The sequence below is a fragment of the Streptomyces sp. NPDC055099 genome, assembly GCF_053607685.1.
Map to the genome: position 1 here is coordinate 766,004 of NZ_JBSGUA010000001.1, position 19,637 is coordinate 785,640.

17 protein-coding genes are annotated in these 19,637 nt (G+C 71.2%); 2 read left to right on the forward strand and 15 right to left on the reverse strand.

All coding sequences use genetic code 11. The features are described from left to right. Positions 1 to 3 precede the first annotated feature (3 nt). From nadD to ACWFRU_RS03445, 3 genes are all read right to left on the reverse strand, one after another. Positions 4 to 642, reverse strand: coding sequence for a nicotinate-nucleotide adenylyltransferase (gene nadD, locus ACWFRU_RS03435; protein ID WP_365817033.1), 639 nt, complete (start codon positions 640 to 642; stop codon positions 4 to 6). Positions 643 to 703: 61 nt separating this feature from the next. After that, a complete protein-coding gene (locus tag ACWFRU_RS03440) occupies positions 704 to 865 on the reverse strand; it encodes a hypothetical protein (protein ID WP_363211168.1) in 162 nt (53 codons plus the stop codon). 85 nt (positions 866 to 950) lie between these two features. Further along, positions 951 to 1,211 (reverse strand): hypothetical protein, encoded by a 261-nt coding sequence (locus ACWFRU_RS03445; RefSeq protein ID WP_453684543.1) that lies wholly within the window; start codon positions 1,209 to 1,211, stop codon positions 951 to 953. Between the two features lie 98 nt (positions 1,212 to 1,309). Here ACWFRU_RS03445 and ACWFRU_RS03450 point away from each other — a divergent pair, with 98 nt between their 5' ends. Further along, positions 1,310 to 2,407: a M48 family metallopeptidase gene (locus ACWFRU_RS03450; RefSeq protein ID WP_453684174.1), complete on the forward strand. Its 1,098-nt coding sequence runs from the start codon at positions 1,310 to 1,312 to the stop codon at positions 2,405 to 2,407. A gap of 3 nt (positions 2,408 to 2,410) precedes the next feature. On the opposite strand, the gene ACWFRU_RS03455 is transcribed toward ACWFRU_RS03450, so the two are convergent. The 5 genes from ACWFRU_RS03455 to proB all read right to left on the reverse strand — a co-directional run bounded on the left by ACWFRU_RS03455 (position 2,411) and on the right by proB (position 7,354). Continuing rightward, on the reverse strand, positions 2,411 to 3,478 hold the full coding sequence (locus tag ACWFRU_RS03455) for an SCO2583 family membrane protein (RefSeq protein WP_453684176.1): 1,068 nt from the start codon (positions 3,476 to 3,478) through the stop codon (positions 2,411 to 2,413). A gap of 66 nt (positions 3,479 to 3,544) precedes the next feature. Continuing rightward, on the reverse strand, positions 3,545 to 4,120 hold the full coding sequence (locus ACWFRU_RS03460; RefSeq protein WP_453684178.1) for an SCO2584 family spore wall biosynthesis protein: 576 nt from the start codon (positions 4,118 to 4,120) through the stop codon (positions 3,545 to 3,547). Between the two features lie 66 nt (positions 4,121 to 4,186). Beyond that, a complete protein-coding gene (locus ACWFRU_RS03465; RefSeq protein WP_453684180.1) occupies positions 4,187 to 5,479 on the reverse strand; it encodes a glutamate-5-semialdehyde dehydrogenase in 1,293 nt (430 codons plus the stop codon). 74 nt (positions 5,480 to 5,553) lie between these two features. Continuing rightward, positions 5,554 to 6,036: a hypothetical protein gene (locus ACWFRU_RS03470; RefSeq protein WP_363211173.1), complete on the reverse strand. Its 483-nt coding sequence runs from the start codon at positions 6,034 to 6,036 to the stop codon at positions 5,554 to 5,556. A 190-nt stretch (positions 6,037 to 6,226) separates the two neighbouring features. Next, a complete protein-coding gene (gene proB, locus ACWFRU_RS03475) occupies positions 6,227 to 7,354 on the reverse strand; it encodes a glutamate 5-kinase (protein ID WP_453684182.1) in 1,128 nt (375 codons plus the stop codon). A gap of 273 nt (positions 7,355 to 7,627) precedes the next feature. On the opposite strand from proB, the gene ACWFRU_RS03480 reads away from it, so the two are divergent. Next, complete coding sequence (locus tag ACWFRU_RS03480) at positions 7,628 to 9,718, forward strand: hypothetical protein (RefSeq protein WP_453684184.1); 2,091 nt, start codon at positions 7,628 to 7,630, stop codon at positions 9,716 to 9,718. A 132-nt stretch (positions 9,719 to 9,850) separates the two neighbouring features. On the opposite strand, the gene obgE is transcribed toward ACWFRU_RS03480, so the two are convergent. The 7 genes from obgE to ACWFRU_RS03515 all read right to left on the reverse strand — a co-directional run. Next, on the reverse strand, positions 9,851 to 11,290 hold the full coding sequence (obgE, locus tag ACWFRU_RS03485; RefSeq protein ID WP_453684186.1) for a GTPase ObgE: 1,440 nt from the start codon (positions 11,288 to 11,290) through the stop codon (positions 9,851 to 9,853). Positions 11,291 to 11,425: 135 nt separating this feature from the next. Next, positions 11,426 to 11,680: a 50S ribosomal protein L27 gene (gene rpmA, locus ACWFRU_RS03490; protein WP_148013939.1), complete on the reverse strand. Its 255-nt coding sequence runs from the start codon at positions 11,678 to 11,680 to the stop codon at positions 11,426 to 11,428. Positions 11,681 to 11,694: 14 nt separating this feature from the next. Further along, positions 11,695 to 12,015 (reverse strand): 50S ribosomal protein L21, encoded by a 321-nt coding sequence (gene rplU / locus ACWFRU_RS03495; protein WP_055566950.1) that lies wholly within the window; start codon positions 12,013 to 12,015, stop codon positions 11,695 to 11,697. A 170-nt stretch (positions 12,016 to 12,185) separates the two neighbouring features. Continuing rightward, the gene (locus tag ACWFRU_RS03500; RefSeq protein WP_453684188.1) at positions 12,186 to 13,535 is read right to left on the reverse strand and encodes a phospholipase D-like domain-containing protein; all 1,350 of its coding nucleotides are present in this window, start codon (positions 13,533 to 13,535) and stop codon (positions 12,186 to 12,188) included. A 179-nt stretch (positions 13,536 to 13,714) separates the two neighbouring features. Further along, the gene (locus ACWFRU_RS03505) at positions 13,715 to 17,596 is read right to left on the reverse strand and encodes an Rne/Rng family ribonuclease (RefSeq protein WP_453684189.1); all 3,882 of its coding nucleotides are present in this window, start codon (positions 17,594 to 17,596) and stop codon (positions 13,715 to 13,717) included. A 246-nt stretch (positions 17,597 to 17,842) separates the two neighbouring features. Then, positions 17,843 to 18,643, reverse strand: a complete 801-nt coding sequence (locus ACWFRU_RS03510; RefSeq protein ID WP_453684191.1) for a TIGR03936 family radical SAM-associated protein — start codon at positions 18,641 to 18,643, stop codon at positions 17,843 to 17,845. 46 nt (positions 18,644 to 18,689) lie between these two features. Next, positions 18,690 to 19,637 (reverse strand): hypothetical protein (locus ACWFRU_RS03515; RefSeq protein WP_453684193.1); only part of this gene is annotated, 948 nt, incomplete at its 5' end.

Consider the following 19,637-nt stretch of genomic DNA (forward strand, 5'->3'; position numbering starts at 1 on the left):
GGCTCAATCGCCGCGGTACAGCTCGCGCTTGTCGATATAACGCACCACGCCGTCCGGCACCAGATACCAGACGGGGTCACCCTTGGCGACCCGCGCACGGCAGTCCGTGGACGAGATGGCGAGGGCCGGGACCTCCACGAGCGAGACTCCGCCTTCGGGAAGTCCGGGGTCGGCCAGCGTATGGCCCGGCCGGGTGACCCCGATGAAGTGCGCCAGGGAGAAGAGCTCTTCGGTGTAGCGCCAGGTGAGGATCTGGCCGAGGGCGTCGGCGCCCGTGATGAAGAAGAGGTCCGTGTCGGGGTTGAGCGTGCGCAGATCGCGCAGCGTGTCCGTCGTGTAGGTCGGTCCGCCGCGGTCGATGTCGATGCGGCTCACCGAGAACTGCGGGTTCTCGGCCGTCGCGATGACCGTCATCAGATAACGGTCCTCGGCCGGGGACACCGCCTTGTCGCTCTTCTGCCACGGCTGCCCGGTCGGCACGAACACCACCTCGTCGAGGTGGAACTGCGCGGCGACCTCCTGGGCCGCCACCAGGTGTCCGTGGTGGATCGGGTCAAACGTTCCGCCCATGACACCCAGGCGGCGCTTGCCCTTGCTGGCCGGGCCGGTACCGGGACCGGTAGGCATGTCCTGCTCTCCCATGCGTGCAGACCCTACCGGCCCGGTGGACGGGCTCTGTTTCGGCGTCCGGCCGGTGGACGGCTCAGCGGTCCCGGTTGAAACGCGTGGTGATCCACAGGAGCAGCATCAGCACGACGAACGCGCCACCGCCGGTGATGTAGGGGCTGAGGCTTGCGTGCTCGTCGACGTGCTTGCCCTCGGAGGCGAGAGTGACCAGCTGGGAGGCGGTGCTGTGGAGGCTCATCGTCGGCAGGACCTATCCGGAGGTGGGCGGGAACAAGGACTTCCGGGCCATCGTATGCGGGCGCACCGGCAGAGCTCACGCCGACTCAGCCGTTGTGGCCCGCGCGGTCGTCCTCGTCGCCGCCGCCCGGGCGCCCGGCATCCGCGCCCGCGTCCGCGTCACGCCGCTCCGCGTCGGCCCCCTGGCGGTAGCCGCGCAGCAGGAACCACGCCACGAGCACACAGCCGACGACCATGACGATCAGCACGACGCGGAGCAGATTGCCCGCCCCCTGCTCCTTCGCGGCCAGGGCGGCCGCCTCCGTGACCCAGTGGTGGGCTGCGGCGCTGTGCTCCGTGACGGCCATGAGGGCGACTCCATTCGCTGTGCTGCCCTGTCACGGTATCTCCGCCTAGGCTGGGTCCCACCTCGGGGGCATGACTGGACGAGCATGGGGGATGGGGCATGACCGACGACAACGACCACGGCCGGCGAGGCGGTGGCCACGAGCACGTGCCGAGCAGGCAGCGCAGGCGCTTTCCCGGTATCTCGTCACGGGCGTACGAACACCCGGCGGACCGCTCGGCCCTGGTGGCCCTGCGCAAGCTCAGCGGGTTCGACACCGTCTTCAAGGCACTCAGCGGGCTGCTCCCCGAGCGGAGCCTGCGGCTGCTGTTCCTCTCGGACTCCGTACGGGTCTCCGACGCGCAGTTCGCGCACCTCAACACGATGCTGCGGGACGCCTGTTACATCCTGGACCTGGAGAAGGTCCCGCCGATGTACGTGAACATGGACCCGAACCCGAACGCCATGTGCATCGGCCTCGACGAGCCGATCATCGTGGTGACCACGGGTCTCGTCGAGCTCCTCGACGAGGAGGAGATGCGCGCGGTCGTCGGTCACGAGGTGGGCCACGCGCTCTCCGGCCACTCGGTGTACCGCACGATCCTGCTGTTCCTGACCAACCTCGCGCTCAAGGTCGCCTGGATCCCGCTCGGCAACATGGCGATCATGGCCATCGTGACCGCCCTGCGCGAGTGGTTCCGCAAGTCGGAGCTGTCGGCGGACCGCGCGGGGCTCCTGGTGGGCCAGGACCTCAAGGCGTCGATGCGCGGCCTGATGAAGATCGCGGGCGGCAACCACCTGCACGAGATGAACGTGGACGCGTTCCTGGAGCAGGCCGAGGAGTACGAGGCCGGGGGCGACCTGCGGGACTCGGTCCTGAAGATCCTGAACGTCATGCCGCGCACGCATCCCTTCACCACCGTGCGCGCGGCCGAACTGAAGAAGTGGGCCGAGACCCGCGACTACCAGCGGATCATGGACGGCCACTACCCCCGCCGCGACGAGGACGGGGACACCTCGGTGTCCGACTCCTTCCGCCAGTCGGCCTCCAGCTACGCCGATGACGTACGCAACAGCAAGGACCCGCTGATGAAACTGGTCAACGACCTCGCGGGCGGCGCGGGCGACCTGGGCGGCAAGCTGCGCGGCAGGTTCACCGGCCAGGGCCGCAACGACACTCCGCCGACCGACACTCCGCCGGCCGACGGAGCGCCGTAACCCTCAGAGCGAGGGCTGGGCGGCCGCCGAGAGCGAGCCGCACAGCGCCGGGGCATCACCCGTCGCGTAGGGGTCGGTGCCCGCGGGGCCGCCCGCCTTCGCCTTCTGCCCGGCGAGCAGCGGCCGCAGCTGGTCGGCGGAGCCGGCGGAGCAGGCGAGCGGGCCCGCCTGCATGTACGACACAAGGAGCTCGGCCTGGCGCATCCGCAGGTCGTCGCGGTCGAAGCGGAACTGCAGCTCACGCCGGACGGTGAAGAGCGAGGCCTTGACGTCCTCGCCCTTGCCGGCCGGCCGCAGCGCGTAGACGAAGGTGTGGTCCGAGGTCACCTCGAGGGTGTTCTTGTCCGTCTCGGTGGCGTGCAGCGTGCCGTGGACGCGGATGCCGGGTGAGGCGAGGGACGTCTTCGTCGGGTCGAAGCGCACGAGCCAGCCGGTGGGCGCGTGCCGGCCGTCCGCCGCCGGGTGGGCGAAGCTCCGGTCGAACTGGTCGAGCTGGCGCGGGTCGAGCAGGATGCGCGCCGAGCGCACGGCGCCGCCGGTGAGGACGTCCGGGTCGAGCGAGGACTCGACGAGGTAGTCCTTGGCGGTGGTCAGCGCGGTCATCACCTGACCGTCCGAGAAGTGCGATGTCCGCTGTGCCGCGGGGAGGTTGATGCCTGACGCGCCCACCCGGAACTGCGCGGCCGGGCTGTGCGCGAACAGGTCGGCGGGTTTCTCGGCGCCGGGCACGGGCCCCGGCGGGGCGAGCGGGATGACCGTCATCCGCAGCGGCTCGGGGCGCTGGGCGACGGGGTTCTGGTACGGATGGCGCACGCCCATGTAGATCGCGGTGCCGAACGCGACGGCGATCAGCAGGACGAGGATCACGGCCTGCTTGGAGAGGTGCTTGTGGTGCGCGGGAGTGCGGCGCACCGCGTGCGTGTGGTCACTCATGCGCTCCTGCGCGGAGTACTCCTGGAGCCGTGCGGCACGGACGAACGACTCGTCGAAGACGACGGATCGGTATTCGTCCTCACCACCGGCGGGAGCGCCCTCGGATGTCCCCTCGGGTGGTTCTCCTGGCCCGCCCATACCTTCAGGGTAGGTCTCAGCACGGTCACGTAAACGCCCTGGTGCGCGACAAGTTCTGACAACTTCTCACGGGGAGCGGGGAGTTGCGGAGACCGGTGGCCTGCCGTACTCCGCGGAGGCCGAGGGCTCCGTGGACACCTGGGACGGAGCCGGGTCCTGGCGGCCCGTCGACGCGCCGCGGTAGACCGCGGTGAAGGCGAGCGCGACCATGCCGATGCCCATCAGGAGGGCGAGCATCCAGGCGACCGGGCGGTGCCAGCGGTTGCGCCCGGTGTAGCCCTGCCTGCCGTACCCGTGCTCGGTGAACTCACGGTCGTACACGTCGTCGAGATCGGCGTCGTGGCCGAACTCTCCGCCGTCGTCGGGGCCGAAGCCCTCGTCGTAGAGATCGTCCTCGGGTGAGTCGCGGCCCGAGCCCCGGGTGCGGGCCCGGCGGCTCTCGGCCTCGGAGGCCTCCGCGCGCGCCTGGGCGGCGGCCAACAGCCGCTCCACCGCGGTGGGTTCATGTATCTCGGCGGCCTTGACGAAGGCCTCGTCGAAGACCACGGAGGCGAACTCTTCGTCCGCACCCCCGCGGTCGCGGTCGTCGTCGGGCTCCCCGCCGTCAGGAAACGACGGCGTGCCCCCCACGTCCTCCGGCACCCTTCCAGCCTAGACCGGAAGGGGCAATCTGGGCAGACGGTACGGGAATTCAGCCCGTGCGGGAATTCAGCGGGTGTGGCCGTCGCCGGTGACGATGTACTTCGTCGAGGTCAGCTCGGGAAGCCCCATCGGGCCGCGGGCGTGCAGCTTCTGCGTGGAGATGCCGATCTCGGCGCCGAAGCCGAACTGGCCGCCGTCCGTGAAGCGCGTGGAGGCGTTCACGGCGACCGTCGTGGAGTCCACGAGCTGGGTGAAGCGGCGCGCGGCCTGCTGCGACGTGGTGACGATCGCCTCGGTGTGCCCGGAGGTCCACAGGCGGATGTGCTCGACGGCCTGCTCCAGGGAGTCGACGATGCCCGCCGCGATGTCGTAACTGAGGTACTCGGTCTCCCAGTCCTCCGTGGTCGCGGGCACGACGGTGGCCTTCGAGCCGTCGGCGTACGCGATGACCCGCTCGTCGGCGTGGACCGTGACCCCGGCCTCGGCGAGGGCGTCCAGGGCGCGCGGCAGGAAGGCGTCGGCGATGTCCGCGTGCACCAGGAGCGTCTCGGCGGCGTTGCAGACGCTGGGGCGCTGGGCCTTGGAGTTGACGAGGATGTCGACGGCCATGTCCAGGTCGGCGTCGGCGTCCACGTAGACGTGGCAGTTTCCGGTGCCGGTCTCGATGACCGGGACGGTGGACTCCTCGACGACGGTCTTGATCAGCGAGGCGCCGCCGCGCGGGATGAGGACGTCGACGAGGCCGCGGGCGCGCATCAGCTCGCGCACGGGGTCACGGTTCTCGCCCGGCACGAGCTGGACGGCGTCGGCGGGCAGACCCGCTCCGTGGACGGCGTCGCGAAGGACCCGGACGAGCGCGGTGTTCGATTCGTACGCCGATGACGAGCCCCGCAGGAGCACCGCGTTGCCGGACTTCAGGCAGAGGGCGGCGGCGTCCACGGTGACGTTCGGGCGGGCCTCGTAGATGATGCCGACGACGCCGAGCGGGACGCGGACCTGGCGCAGGTCGATGCCGTTGGGCAGGGTCGAGCCGCGGACGACCTCGCCGACGGGGTCGGGCAGGGCGGCCACGTCACGCACGTCGGCGGCGATGGCGCGGACCCGCTCCGGGGTGAGCGTCAGCCGGTCGACGACGGACTCGCTGGTCCCGGCCTCGCGGGCGCGGACGGTGTCCTTGTCGTTGGCCTCGATGATCTCTGCCGTACGGACCTCGAGGGCGTCGGCGATCGCCAGGAGCGCGTCGTCCTTGGCGGCACGCGGCAGCGGCGCGAGGGTCGCGGCGGCGCCACGGGCGCGGTAGGCGGCCTGGGCGACCGGCGAGAGGTTGTCGTACGGAGAGACCGGCGTGAGGGACGTCATGAACGCAGCGTAATAGGGAGCGGCCACGGTCCACCCGCTGTTTCAGCAGCCGAGACCACGGTGCTCACGTCGGCTCAAAAAGGGTGCACGCCCACCGGGGTCGCCGGCAGCGGGCCGTACCCCTCCGCGATGCGCTGGTGGTACGTGTCGCGGTCGATGACCTCAAGACCGACGATCTCCCACGGCGGGAGCTGCGCGCTCTGCCGGTGCTCTCCCCAGAGCCGGAGCGCGACCGCGGCGGCGTCGTGCAGGTCGCGGGCCTCTTCCCAGTACCGGATCTCCGCGTGGTCGGGCGCGTACCTGCTGGTCAGCAGGAAGGGGTGGTCGTGGGCGAGCTGTTCGAGGCCGCGCCTGACCTCCTTCAGCGGGGCTTCGCTCCCCGAGACGCTCAGGGTGACGTGCCACAGACGGGGCGCGTCCACCGTCTCGCCCTCCTGGCTCTCGTCCGTCTCCGCCGCCGCTTGCGTGTCACCGGTGTACGTCGCCCCCGCGGCAACGCTGGTCAGGGACCGCTCAGCCGGCGCGCGGGACGACGCTCCCGGGCGCACTCGTCTCACGACGGCCTCCTCTACGCAATGGTGGTGCGGATACGCAATGGTCGTGCGGAAGTGTCTGGACAAAGTTGAGCAGGCCAAGCGCCCCCGCGGGGCGGTTTTGGGGAGTTTCACCTCGCACGGGCCGGGCGGCGCACGGCGTTCGCGCCTGTTTTCGGCCGGGGCCGGGCCGCGAGAGGAGCCCGCGAAGGGCTCAGTCGTGCAGCAGGGCGAGGTCGTCGCGGTGCACGACCTCTCGCTCGTACGCCGGTCCGAGCTCGCGCGCGAGATCCCTGGTGGAACGGCCGAGGAGCTGCGGAAGCTCCTTGGCGTCGAAGTTCACCAGACCGCGCGCCACAGCCCGCCCCGCGGTGTCCCGCAGCTCGACGGGGTCGCCCGCGGCGAAGTCGCCCTCGACCCCGGCGATCCCGGCGGGCAGCAGCGATTTGCGCCCCTCGACGACCGCACGCACCGCCCCGTCGTCGAGCGTCAGTGCGCCCTGCGGCTCCGAGGCGTGCTGGAGCCACAGGAGCCGGTCACCGGAGCGGCGGCCCGTGCGGTGGAAGCACGTGCCGGTGTCGCGGCCCGCGAGGGCGTCGGCGGCTTGGCTCGCGGAGGTCAGCACCACCGGAATCCCGGCGCCCGCGGCGATCCGCGCGGCCTCGACCTTGGTGACCATGCCGCCGGTGCCGACGCCCGCCTTGCCCGCGCTGCCGATCTGGACGTGCGCTATGTCGGCGGGGCCCGTCACCTCGGAGATCCGGGAGGTGCCCGGCTTCGCCGGATCGCCGTCGTACAGACCGTCCACGTCGGAGAGGAGCACGAGGAGGTCGGCGTGGACGAGGTGCGCGACGAGGGCGGCGAGCCGGTCGTTGTCGCCGAAGCGGATCTCGTCCGTCGCCACGGTGTCGTTCTCGTTCACGACCGGCAGCGCGCCCATCGCCAGGAGCTGGTCGAAGGTGCGGGACGCGTTGCGGTGGTGCGCGCGGCGGGCCATGTCGTCGGAGGTGAGGAGCACCTGCCCGACGCGTACGCCGTAACGCGCGAAGGAAGCGGTGTAGCGGGCCATGAGAAGGCCCTGGCCGACGCTGGCGGCCGCCTGCTGCCTCGCCAGGTCCTTGGGGCGCCTGCGCAGCCCCAGCGGCGAGAGCCCGGCGGCGATGGAGCCGGACGAGACGAGGACGATCTCGCGCTCGCCGCCGCTGCGGCTCTTGGCGAGTACGTCGACGAGGGCGTCGACGCGATCGGCGTCCAGGCCCCCCGCCGCGGTGGTCAGGGACGAGGACCCGACCTTGACGACCACCCTGTGGGCCTCTGCGATGCCCTGCCTTGCCCCAGCCAACGTACTTCCCCAATGATCCCGAAGGTCCCGTTCCCTGCCGGACCAGCAATCTACGCGAGTGAGCGTGTGGAGTGCCCATCCATTTCGAGGGACGGACCGAATACTCCCCGGAGGTGAAACCGGGCCTCTGGGTTCAGTACCTTTGCCCCTTTATCCGGTGATTGTCGTCACGGAAGATTGCTACAGGGCCACCGCACGTCATACGGTCAGTGGTCGCTTTCCTTGACTTCCCCCCGTCCGATCCCCCCGATCCCCCGCCAGGAGCCCAAGCCCGTGCCCTCTGCCGGACTCGCCCCCCGCCGCATCGTGCAGCTCACCGCGCTGTTCGCGATGTTCGCGCTCTTCACGGCCCAGCTCGTCAGCGCGCTGGTCCCGTATGTACCGGTGTTCGTCGCCGCGTCCGCGGCGAACCTCGCGCTCGACGTGTATCTGCAGTACAAGCAGCCGGGGCTCCTCTCCCTCCTTGGCAAGATCCGGTTCGATGTCACCGTCAGGCAGCTCCTGCGCGACATGCTGATCCTGGTCGGCCTGCTGCGCATCGACGGCATCGAGCCGCTGGCCGAGCAGTCGCCGCTGACGATCTCGCTGCTCGCCTTCTACTTCCTGCACTTCGGCTGCCAGGCCACCGCCATACTGGTGCGCCGCCGCCGCCAGCTGCCGATCGTCACGCGCAACATCGACACGTCCGCGCTGCACCTGACCGCCGCCCCGCCGCGCATCCTCTCGCGCCGCCAGGCCCACCGCCTGCTGACGTTCTCGATCCCCGGCACGGCGGGCCTCGTGCTCACCGCCGCCACCACCGAGGCGTACTGGGGCGGCATCGGCCTCGGGATCTCCATCGCCCTGATGGGCATCGGCGCGGTCTACCTCGCCACGTGGCTGCTCCCCAAGAAGCGCGCGAAGAACGACGAGCAGGTCATGGAGTGGCTGGACAACTGGCTGGCCGACTACCAGCCGTCCGTCGCCATGTACTTCTCGGGCGGCGCCACGTCCGCGTACCAGGCGAACATGTGGCTCTCCACGCTCTCCAAGCTCGACGGCAATCCGCTGATCGTGCTGCGTGAGCGCTTCATGGTGCAGAAGATCGACGCGACGGACGTCCCGATCATCTGCTTCCCGAAGGTCGCGACGATGTTCTCCCTGGAGACCTCGACGCTGAAGATGATGCTGCACCCGGCGAACGCCGCGAAGACCTCGCAGGTGCTGCGCATCCCCACGATCAAGCACGCCTTCATCAACCACGGCGAGAGCGACAAGCTCTCCTCCTGCAACCCGTACGCGAAGGCGTACGACGAGGTGTGGGTGGCGGGCCCCGCCGCGCGCGACCGCTACCAGGCCGCCGACGTCGGCGTCGACGACAAGGACGTGGTCGAGGTCGGCCGCCCCCAACTCTCGCCGATCCTGCCGTCCACGGGCGCCCCCACGGGTCCGTTCACGACCGTGCTGTACGCCCCCACCTGGGAGGGCTGGGACGGCAACCCGGGCAACACGTCGGTGACGCTCGCGGGCGAGAACATCGTCCGGCACCTGCTCGCCGACCCCGGCGTCCGGCTCATCTACAAGCCGCACCCGATGACCGGCTCGCAGGACCCCCGCGCCGGCGCCGCCGACCTGCGCATCAAGGCGATGATCCGGGAGGCCGCGGCCAAGCGTTCGGGCGAGCGTCCCGGCCCGGAGGCCGCCGCCGAACTGGCGCGCCGCACCGCCGAGTTGGACCAGCTGACCTCGACCGCGTTCCGCAAGAGCGTGGACGAGATGGAGCGGATGATGCTCCAGGGCACGCCCGACGGCGACCAGCAGGCGGCGGTCGCCGAGGCGACGGCCGCGTGGGAGGCGGCGTACTGGGCCTCGTTCCCCGAGTGGGAGCACCAGATCATCACCACCGCCCGCCCGGCGATCTTCTCCTGCTTCAACCAGGCGGACCTGCTGATCAGCGATGTCTCCTCGGTCGTCTCCGACTGGCTGTCGAGCGAGAAGCCGTACGCGGTCGCCAACACGTCCGGCATGTCCGAGGCGGACTTCCGCTCGGGCTTCCCGACGGTGAGCGCGGCGGCGATCCTCACCCCGTCCGCCGAGGGCGTCCCGGCGCTCCTGGAGTCCGTCCGCTCCCCGGAGCTCGACACCCACGCCGAGGCCCGCGCGGCCCTCAAGGAGCACCTCCTGGGCCCCTCGGACCCGCCCTCCCTGGTCCGCTTCAACGAGGCGGTCCTCGCACTCTCGGCCAAGGCCGACGAGCGCCGCGTCCGCATGGCCACCCGCATCGACGCGGAGATCCCCGGCCAGCGTGCGGCACAGGACGCGGCGGAGGAAGTCGAGTCCGACCCGACGGAGTCGAACGGCGCGGAGGACACGGTCACCGCGTAAGCCCTGAAGGGGCGCGGGGAACTGCGCGCCCAGCCACAAAGCACCCGCACGGTGTACGAAAAAGCGAAGGCCCCCCGGAGCAGAAGCTCCGGGGGGCCTTCGCGCAGTCCAGGGCGCCCCGCCAGGCAAAAGCTAGAACGGTTCGAAGTCGTCGTACGCCTTCTCCGCCTCGTCCCGCTCCGCGTCCCGGTCCCTGCGGCGCTGGGCCGCGGGGCGGGGCGCGTCGAGGCGGTGGTCCTCGCCACGGCGGCCGAGCATCTCCGCGCCGGCCATGACCGTGGGCTCCCAGTCGAAGACGACCGCGTTGTCCTCGGGGCCGATGGCGACGCCGTCGCCCGTGCGGGCGCCCGCCTTCATCAGCTCTTCCTCGACGCCGAGGCGGTTGAGCCGGTCCGCGAGGTAGCCGACGGCCTCGTCGTTGTTGAAGTCGGTCTGGCGCACCCAGCGCTCCGGCTTCTCGCCGCGCACGCGGTAGATGCCGTCGTCGCCGAGCTTGACGGTGAAGCCCGCGTCGTCCACGGCCTTGGGCCGGATGACGATGCGGGTCGCCTCCTCCTTCGGCTTCGCGGCACGCGCCGCGGCCACGACCTCGGCGAGCGCGAAGGAGAGCTCCTTGAGCCCCTTGTGCGCCACGGCCGACACCTCGAAGACGCGGTAACCGCGGGCCTCCAGGTCGGGGCGGACCAGGTCGGCCAGGTCCTGGCCGTCCGGTACGTCGATCTTGTTGAGGACGACGACGCGCGGGCGGTTCTCCAGGCCTGCGCCGTACTCACGCAGCTCGGCCTCGATGATGTCGAGGTCGGAGACGGGGTCGCGGTCGGACTCGAGGGTCGCCGTGTCCAGGACGTGCACCAGGACGCTGCACCGCTCGACGTGCCGCAGGAACTCCAGGCCGAGGCCCTTGCCCTGGCTGGCGCCCGGGATCAGGCCCGGTACGTCGGCGATGGTGTAGACGGTCGAACCGGCCGTCACCACGCCGAGGTTGGGGACCAGCGTCGTGAAGGGGTAGTCCGCGATCTTCGGCTTGGCGGCGCTCAGGACCGAGATCAGCGAGGACTTGCCGGCGCTCGGGTAGCCCACGAGGGCGACGTCGGCGACGGTCTTCAGCTCCAGGACGACATCGCCCGCGTCGCCCGGCTCACCGAGCAGCGCGAAGCCGGGGGCCTTGCGGCGAGCCGAGGCCAGCGCCGCGTTGCCGAGGCCTCCGCGGCCGCCCTGCGCCGCGACGTACGTGGTGCCCTCGCCGACCAGGTCGGCCAGGACGTTGCCCTGCTTGTCGAGGATGACCGTGCCGTCCGGGACCGGCAGGACCAGGTCCTGGCCGTCCTTGCCGGAGCGGTTGTCACCGGCACCGGGAGCGCCGTTGGTGGCCTTGCGGTGCGGGGAGTGGTGGTAGTCGAGGAGCGTGGTGACCGACTGGTCGACGACCAGGATCACGTCTCCGCCACGGCCGCCGTTACCGCCGTCCGGGCCGCCGAGCGGCTTGAACTTCTCACGGTGGACGGAGGCACAGCCGTGGCCCCCGCTACCCGCGGCGACATGCAGCTCGACGCGGTCCACGAAGGTGGTCATGGGATGTGCCTCCAGAAAGGATACGAAATGTCAGGGGCGAAATGCCCCTAGGTGTAACACGCGAAGGGCGGACCCGCTTCCCGACAGGGAAGTGAGGTCCGCCCTCGCGAAGAACCTGTTCTACGGAAGCCTGATTCAGGCGACCGGAACGATGTTCACGACCTTGCGGCCACGGTGCGTGCCGAACTCGACCGCACCGGCGGCCAGCGCGAACAGCGTGTCGTCCTTGCCACGGCCGACGCTCGCGCCGGGGTGGAAGTGGGTGCCACGCTGGCGGACCAGGATCTCACCGGCGTTGACGGTCTGACCGCCGAAGCGCTTCACGCCGAGCCGCTGAGCATTGGAATCGCGCCCGTTCCGAGTGGACGATGCGCCCTTCTTGTGTGCCATCTTGTCTCAGTCCCTTACTTCGCAGCCGTGGGGATACCGGTGATCTTGATCGCCGTGTACTGCTGACGGTGACCCTGACGACGGCGGTAGCCGGTCTTGTTCTTGTAGCGAAGGATGTCGATCTTCGCGCCCTTGTGGTGGTCCACGACCTCGGCCTGGACCTTGATGCCGGCAAGGACCCACGGGTCGCTGGTCACGGCGTCGCCGTCGACAACGAGCAGGGTCGAGAGCTCGACCGTGTCGCCAACCTTGGCAGTGGAAATCTTGTCAACCTCAACGATGTCGTCGACAGCAACCTTGTGCTGGCGACCACCGCTGCGCACGATGGCGTACACGCGGATCTCTCTCTCGCTCGGAACGGGACCCCCGCAGTCCAGCCGCCCGTCCAGATGCACGGTCGGCCTCTTCCGAGCGCCGGGGGCGCCGGAAGGAAATCAGGTTTACAGGGGTAGGGCATGTCCAGTGACACGCCGACGCTCAAGATTACGGGGCTGGGCCACAAGGGTCAAACCGGCTTCTCGCCGTCCGGCGGCAGCGGCTTGACGCCCTTGCACAGGTCGGTGGCGTCGGCCTTGCCCGGCCAGGCGATCGTCCGCACCCGGTCGAAATGGCCGCGGTACGCGTCGTGCACGGAGTCGTCGTCGACCTTCACGATCGCCTCGTCGTTCTCGCGCAGCGCGGGCGCCGTGTAGTTCTGCGAGCCGGTGAAGGAGAGCTTGTTCTGCTTGCCGTCGTACTTGCCGTCGATGAGCAGGTACTTCGAGTGGATGATGTAGGGCGTCACCAGCTTGGTCCCGGGGCGCAGCGGGTCGCGGTCGTCGTTGAAGCAGCGCATGGTGGGCCCGCCCGACTTGTGCAGGGCCTCCCAGGTGCCCGGCGTGCCGCCCTGGCTCTTGGCGCTGTCGGTCTCGGCGTAGACGATGCTGACGGTGCAGCCCGCCTTCTTGAGCGAGACGAGCTTGTCGGCGATCTGCTTGCGGGTGATCTTGAAGATCGAGGCGCGGATGTTGGTGTGCCGGGCCACCCCCGCCGCGTCCCTGTAGTTGCACTGCACGTTGTTCAGGACCGAGTACATGGTGTCGGTCTCGTTGACCGTGCCGGCGCGCGGGAAGAAGTACGCCTTGTAAAGGCCGTCGCTCACCGTGCGGTAGTCCCAGTTCCGCCAGTCCTTGCGGATCATGTCGGCGAAGTAGTCGGCGTACGCCTCGTACATCGTCGGGTTGTTCGGGAGCTGCAGCGCGTCGTTGAAGAACTTCGTGTGGGCAGAGGGCGTCGAGTTCGACGTGGTCTGCACGACGACGTCCCTGGCCCCCTCGACCTGCGAGAACAGCCAGAACTTGTTGTGCATGATCGACTTGCCGTACCTGGGATCGCCGAGGCAGGACTTGCCGGTCGGGCAGAGCGTCACGAAGGACGGCTTGTTCTTGTCGGTTCCGAGCGCCGCCGCGAGCCTGCCGTACGAGGTGTTCGCGGGGCGGTCGCTCCTGCTGGTCTCGTCGAGGACCATCTGCACGTGCACACCGCGGTTCTTGGCCGCCAGGAGCGCGTCGACGACCGAGGCCTCCCACACGTGGTAGACCGCGACCTTGATGGTCGAGCCCGGGACCGCGGCGTTCGTCAGCTCGATCAGACGGGTCCTGATCGCGTGCTGCTGCTCGGGGGTGCCCAGCGGGTCATTGAAGAGGGGCGCCTCGACCAGCGGCGGCTCCCCGTCGGCCGCTGCCGTCCCCATGGCACTGACGGTCTGAATCCCCGCCGCCGACAGGACCGTGGCCAGGGCGACCGCCCGGCGTCCGCCTTTGATCTGCTTCACGGCACGGTGACGTCCCGTGCCCCTCAGGCGACCGTGCGCCATCGTGCGACCCCTCCCTCCACGCGCGGAGCGTCTCCCGAACGCCACGCGCGTGTGCTCTTTCACCAACCGCATGAGTTTTACAAACGGCTCTGCGTGTTCCAAAAGAGAAGTGCCCCCGGCATGGCCAAATCACCATGCCGGGGGCACCCGGTCATATGTACGGACTACGAAGGAGGGGGTCAGCCCTCGTCGGCCGCGGAGGCCTTGACGCCGGACAGCGTCTGCTCCGCCGCGGCGGTCTTCTTCGTCGTCTTCGACGCCTTCTTGGCCGTCGTCTTCTTTGCGGCCGTCTTCTTGGCCGCGGTCTTCTTGGCGGCGGCCTTCTTCGCGGGCGCCTTCTTGGCGGCGGTCTTACGCGCCGTCTTCTTGGCCGGAGCGGCTTCCTCGGCCTCGGCCTCGGGCTGCTCCGCTGCCTGCTCGGCGGCCTTCTCCGGGGCCTGTGCGGCCTTCTCAGCCGACGGGACGACCAGGACGGCCGCATCCTCGGACGCGGTCGGCGCGGTGGCCTTGCGGACCGCACGGCGGCGCGGACGGGCCGGCGCGGCGTCGGCGGGGGCCGCCTCGGAGGAGGCCACCGGCTCGGCCGCGACGGGCTCGGCCGCGACGGGCTCGGCCACGGGCTCGGCCACGGGCTCCGCCTTGGGCGCCTCGGCGACGATCACCTCGGCGGCCTGGGGCTCGCTCTCGGTGCTCTTCGGCGAACCGGCGGGCGACGTCGCCTTACGGGTCGCACGACGGCGCGTACGCCCCTTGGGCGCCGCGTCGTCCACGGGCGCCTCGGGGGCCACCTCGACGACCGGGTCCTCCGCGGCGGCCGGAGTCTCGACCACGGGGGCCTCGACCACCGGAGCCTCGTCCTCGGCCGTGGCGGCCTTGCGGGACCTGGACCGCTTCTCCGCCTTGGGGGCGGTCTCCGTCTTCGGGGCGCCTGCCGGAGCCGAGGCCCGACGGGTCGCCCTGCGGCGCGAACGGCCACCGCGGGACGCCGCGGCCTCCGCCTCGGACGCGCTGCTGTAGAGCTCCTCGTCCGGCACGAACTCCGGCTCGGGAAGCGCCACGGGAGCGGCGGCCTCCGCGGCGACCTCTGCCTCGGTCTCGGTCTCGGGCTCGTCCGTGGCCTCGTGGACCTCGTGGTCGTGCGTGTGCTCCTGACCCTGCTCGGAGCCGCCGCGGCCGCGCTTCTTGCGCTTGCCGCCGCCACCGGCGGAGGTCGGCTGCTCCATGTGCACGATCACGCCGCGGCCGTTGCAGTGGACGCAGGTCTCGGAGAAGGACTCCAGGAGGCCCTGGCCGACCCGCTTGCGGGTCATCTGCACGAGGCCCAGCGAGGTGACCTCGGCCACCTGGTGCTTCGTGCGGTCACGGCCCAGGCATTCGAGCAGCCGGCGCAGGACCAGGTCGCGGTTGGACTCAAGGACCATGTCGATGAAGTCGATGACCACGATGCCACCGAGGTCGCGCAGCCGGAGCTGGCGCACGATCTCCTCGGCCGCTTCGAGGTTGTTCCTCGTCACGGTCTCTTCGAGGTTGCCGCCCTGACCGGTGAACTTCCCGGTGTTGACGTCGACGACGATCATCGCCTCGGTCTTGTCGATCACCAGCGAGCCGCCGCTGGGCAGCCAGACCTTGCGGTCGAGCGCCTTCATCAGCTGCTCGTCGATGCGGTACGTCGCGAAGACGTCGACCTCGGAGGTCCAGCGCTGCAGGCGGTCCGCCAGGTCGGGGGCGACATGGGAGACGTATCCGTGGATGGTCTCCCAGGCGTCGTCACCGCTGACGATGACCTTCGAGAAGTCCTCGTTGAAGATGTCGCGGACGACACGGACGGTCATGTCCGGCTCGCCGTAGAGCAGGCCCGGCGCGCTCGTCGAGGCCGCCTTCGACTTCTTCTGGATGTCCTCCCACTGCTGCTGAAGACGCTCGACGTCACGGCGCAGCTCGTCCTCGCTCGCGCCCTCGGCGGCGGTGCGCACGATGACGCCCGCGTCCTCGGGGACGATCTTCTTGAGGATGGTCTTCAGACGCGCGCGCTCGGTGTCGGGCAGCTTGCGGCTGATGCCGGTCATCGAGCCCTCGGGCACGTAGACCAGGTAGCGGCCGGGCAGCGAGACCTGCGAGGTCAGGCGGGCGCCCTTGTGGCCGATCGGGTCCTTCGTGACCTGCACGAGGACCGACTGTCCCGACTTCAGGGCGGACTCGATGCGACGGGGGCCGTTGGCCATCCCGAGCGCCTCGAAGTTGACCTCACCGGCGTACAGGACGGCGTTGCGGCCCTTGCCGATGTCGATGAAGGCGGCCTCCATGGACGGCAGCACGTTCTGGACCTTGCCCAGGTAGACGTTGCCGACGTACGAGGTGGCCTGCTCCTTGTTGACGTAGTGCTCGACGAGCACGTTGTCCTCGAGGACGCCGATCTGGGTGCGCTCGCCGTTCTGGCGGACGACCATCACACGCTCGACGGCCTCGCGGCGCGCCAGGAACTCCGCCTCGGTGATGATCGGGACGCGGCGGCGGCCCTGCTCGCGGCCTTCGCGGCGGCGCTGCTTCTTGGCCTCGAGGCGGGTCGAGCCCTTGATGGACGTGACCTCGTCGACGCCGGTGCCGAGCTCGCGCTCTTCCTTCTTGCGCGGCTCGCGGACCTTGACGACCGTACGCTCCGGGTCGCCGTCCGACGTGCTCTCGGCCTCACCGGAGTCACCGGCGCGGCGACGGCGGCGGCGACGGCGACGGCTGCTGCTGGAGCCGGAGCCCGAGCCGTTGTCGTTGTCGTCGGTGTCCTCGTCGGACTCTTCGGCGGCCGGCTCGGCGTCCTGCTCGGCGGCGTCCGTGTCGGTGTCCGCTTCGGCGTCCGCGTCCTGCTGGTCGCCGGAGTCGTCGGCGGACTCACCGCGGCGGCGGCGACGGCCACCACGACGGCGACGGCGGCCGTGCCGCTCACCGGAGTCGTCGGACTCGTCGTTGTCGTGGTCGGTGTCCTCGACGGTGTCCTCGGCCTCTTCGGCCTCGGGGACCTCCGCCTCGGCGGGCTGCGGAGCGGCCTTGGCGGGCTCGCGCTCGGCGGCGGGCTGCTCCTCGGCGGCCCGGCCACGGCGGCGGCGACGGCGCGGACCCGTCTCCTCCTCCGCCACGGGGGCGGCGGCCACGGGCTCGGCCTCGACCTCTTCGGCGGGCTCGTCGGCCGCTTCGGCGGCGGCAGCGGCGGCCGCGCTCTCGGGGGTCTGGAACATCGGCGCGGCGAACACCGGCGCCTGGAAGACGGCGACGGCGGGGCGCGGCTTCCTCCCGGAACCCTCCTCGCCGTCACCGGCACGCGCCTTGCGGGCCCGCGCCGGGGCGGGCGCCGAGAATCCGGCGGCGGCCTTGCGGGTGGCACGGCGGGGACGGCGGCCACTGGGCGCGTCCTCTTCGGCGGTCTCGGGCTCGGGGGCCTGCTTGACCTCGGCGGGTGCGGCTTCGGCCGCCGGCTCGGCGGCGGGCGCCTGCTCGGCGGCCTGCGTCTCCGCCGCGGGCGAGGACGAACCGCGGGTCGCGCGGCGGCGGGCACGGCGCGGGGCGGCGTCACCGGACTCCGGCTGCGCCTCGGGCGCGGCCTCGGCGGCGGGCTCCTCGGCGGCCACCGGCGTCTCGGCGGGCGTTTCGGCACCCTGCGGCGCACCGGCCGGAGCCGAGGCACGGCGAGTGGCGCGGCGGCGGCGCGGGGCGGGAGCGGCTTCCTCGGGCTCGGCCTCGGCCACGGCGGCAGCAGCGGCGGGCTCGGCGGCCGGGGTCTCGGCGGGCGTCTCGGCACCCTGCGGCGCACCGGCCGGAGCCGAGGCACGGCGGGTGGCGCGGCGGCGGCGCGGGGCGGGAGCGGCCTCCTCGGCCGCCGCGGGCTCCGGAGTCACGGCCTTGGCGGGCTCTTCGGCGGCGGGGGTGGCCGGTATGGCCGGAGCCGCGGCTTCGGTGGTCCCCGCGGGCGGACCCGCGGGCCGCGACGCCGCACGGCGCCTGCGGCGCGGCGGCAGGGTGTCGCTGGGCGTGTTGTTGTCCGAGCCCTCAGTGGGTTCGTTCGGCTCATGCATGCGGGCGGTTCTCCCGTCACGCTCCCGGGCGCCGCGCCTGGTCCGGTGATGTCCGCGGCCCTCGCTCACCTACGCGGGGCCGCCATCCGGGGGCGTGGGCGCCGCACGGGAGCTCTTTGTGTCTGTCTCGCCGGTTCCGTACGCCCAAATGCGGACGGCCTGGCGAAAGTCTCGGTCAGTGCGCTGCCCGACCCAGGTGGCTCCCGAGTACATGGGCGGCGCTTCTGTTTCTGCCGACGGCCCTCCCTACACGGGGCCTTCCTGCGCCGGCGCCTTCGCGGTGGCTGCGGCGGCCCCTTGGTTCTGTGGGGTCGTGGCTGCCTCGCGGTCGGGCGCGAGCGGGTCGGTCACCGTGCCGGTCTCGTCGTCAAGAAGCCCCTGCGCCAGCCTGGTCACCGCTGCGGGGACCGGCGGCGCCAGGTCGGCCACAGCTCGGAGACCGGACAGGACGTCGTCGGGTCGTACGGCAGGTGTCACGTGCCGAACAACCAGCCGCAGTATCGCACAGGGCTGGTCGGTCGGCCTATCAGCATCGTGGCTGAGTGCCTCGTCAGAGGCCAGGGCCTCAAGGCTCACCACAGCCTCGCGGGCGTCGAACGTCCGCATGCCGTTCTTCGTGCGGCGCTGGACCTCGACGGTCTCCGCGGCCCGGAAGGCCTCGGCGGCACGCTGCGCGTCCACGGGCTCGACGCCGTTCAGGCGCAGCTCCCAGACGGACGCGGTGAGCCGGTCGGCGAGTCCCGAGGTGCGGGACACGACGGCGTCGACGATGTCGAGGCCGGTCGGCATCGACTCGTCGAGCAGCTCGCGCAGCTTGTCGGGGTCACGCGGCTCGGTGAGCGCGATCTCCAGGTACTCGGCCTCACTGCCCGTGCCGGTGGGTGCGGCATTGGCGTACGACACCTTCGGGTGCGGTGTGAACCCCGCCGAGTACGCCATGGGCACCTCGGCGCGGCGCAGCGCCCGCTCGAAGGCGCGCTGGAAGTCACGGTGGCTGGTGAACCGGAGGCGGCCGCGCTTGGTGTAACGCAGTCGGATGCGCTGCACCGCGGGAGCGGGCGGCGGGCCTTCGGGCTGTCGCTTGCCCAGTGTTCTAGTCCTTCGTGAGTGCGGTCGTACTGCTACCTAGAGTACGTGCCGTGGCCGTGTCCGGTTCCCGCCGGGCCACCGGCACCGGCATGGGTTCCCCCGGGGCCGCCCCCACCGGCACCCGTGCCTTCGGCGCCCCGAACAGCATGCGGCGCACGTCGGCACGGGCGTCCCGCACGCTCTGGCGGGCGGCTGTCAGGGCCTGCCGGGTGGCACGCCCCGCGTCCTTCACCGCCTTGGCCGCGGGCCGCCAGATGCCGTCGCGTACCGCGTGTCCCACCGGAGTGAGGATCACCCGGTACGCCCAGCGCACCGGGTCGACGAAGAGCCACCGCAGGAGCCTGCCGAGGAAGCGGCCCACGGCGAGCGAGACATACCCGGCGATACGCCAGGCGTGTCCGAACGCGGCGCCGACCTCGCGCGCGACGACGGCGATGCCCCGTCCGATGGGTGCGAGCACCCAGCGCCAAAGGGCGACGGCGGGCACGACGAAGATCCAGCGCCCCAGGGCTCCGAGCACCGTCCCGATCCCCCGGACGGTCCAGGCGATGCCCGCCCCGACTCCCTTGGCCAGCCAGGCGATCGCATGCCCGATGGGGGTGAGGACGGCGGCGTACAGCCACACGGCGGGGATCACGAACAGCACCCGGCCCAGCCACGCGAGACCCTTGCCGACCGGCACCAGCACGTACCGCCACAGCCCCACCCACGGCCACACGAACACGGCCTTGAGCAGCCACATCACAGCGGCGCCGATGCCACGTCCGGCCACCGCCGCCCCCGCGGCGACGCCCCGCGCGAGCCAGGCGATGGCGTGCCCGATCGGGGTGAGGACGGCGGCGTACAGCAACCCGGCCGGGATCACGAACAGCACCCGGCCCAGCCACGCGAGACCCTTGCCGACCGGCACCAGCACGTACCGCCACAGCCCCACCCACGGCCACACGAACAC

Excerpts from the sequence above, each read along its gene's own strand:
- nadD (WP_365817033.1), bottom strand. The coding sequence starts at position 642 with ATGGGAGAGCAGGACATGCCTACCGGTCCCGGTACCGGCCCGGCCAGC.
- ACWFRU_RS03440 (WP_363211168.1), bottom strand. The coding sequence starts at position 865 with ATGAGCCTCCACAGCACCGCCTCCCAGCTGGTCACTCTCGCCTCCGAG.
- ACWFRU_RS03445 (WP_453684543.1), bottom strand. The coding sequence starts at position 1,211 with ATGGCCGTCACGGAGCACAGCGCCGCAGCCCACCACTGGGTCACGGAG.
- ACWFRU_RS03450 (WP_453684174.1), top strand. The coding sequence starts at position 1,310 with ATGACCGACGACAACGACCACGGCCGGCGAGGCGGTGGCCACGAGCAC.
- ACWFRU_RS03455 (WP_453684176.1), bottom strand. The coding sequence starts at position 3,478 with ATGGGCGGGCCAGGAGAACCACCCGAGGGGACATCCGAGGGCGCTCCC.
- ACWFRU_RS03465 (WP_453684180.1), bottom strand. The coding sequence starts at position 5,479 with ATGACGTCCCTCACGCCGGTCTCTCCGTACGACAACCTCTCGCCGGTC.
- obgE (WP_453684186.1), bottom strand. The coding sequence starts at position 11,290 with ATGACCACCTTCGTGGACCGCGTCGAGCTGCATGTCGCCGCGGGTAGC.
- rpmA (WP_148013939.1), bottom strand. The coding sequence starts at position 11,680 with ATGGCACACAAGAAGGGCGCATCGTCCACTCGGAACGGGCGCGATTCC.
- ACWFRU_RS03500 (WP_453684188.1), bottom strand. The coding sequence starts at position 13,535 with ATGGCGCACGGTCGCCTGAGGGGCACGGGACGTCACCGTGCCGTGAAG.
- ACWFRU_RS03505 (WP_453684189.1), bottom strand. The coding sequence starts at position 17,596 with ATGCATGAGCCGAACGAACCCACTGAGGGCTCGGACAACAACACGCCC.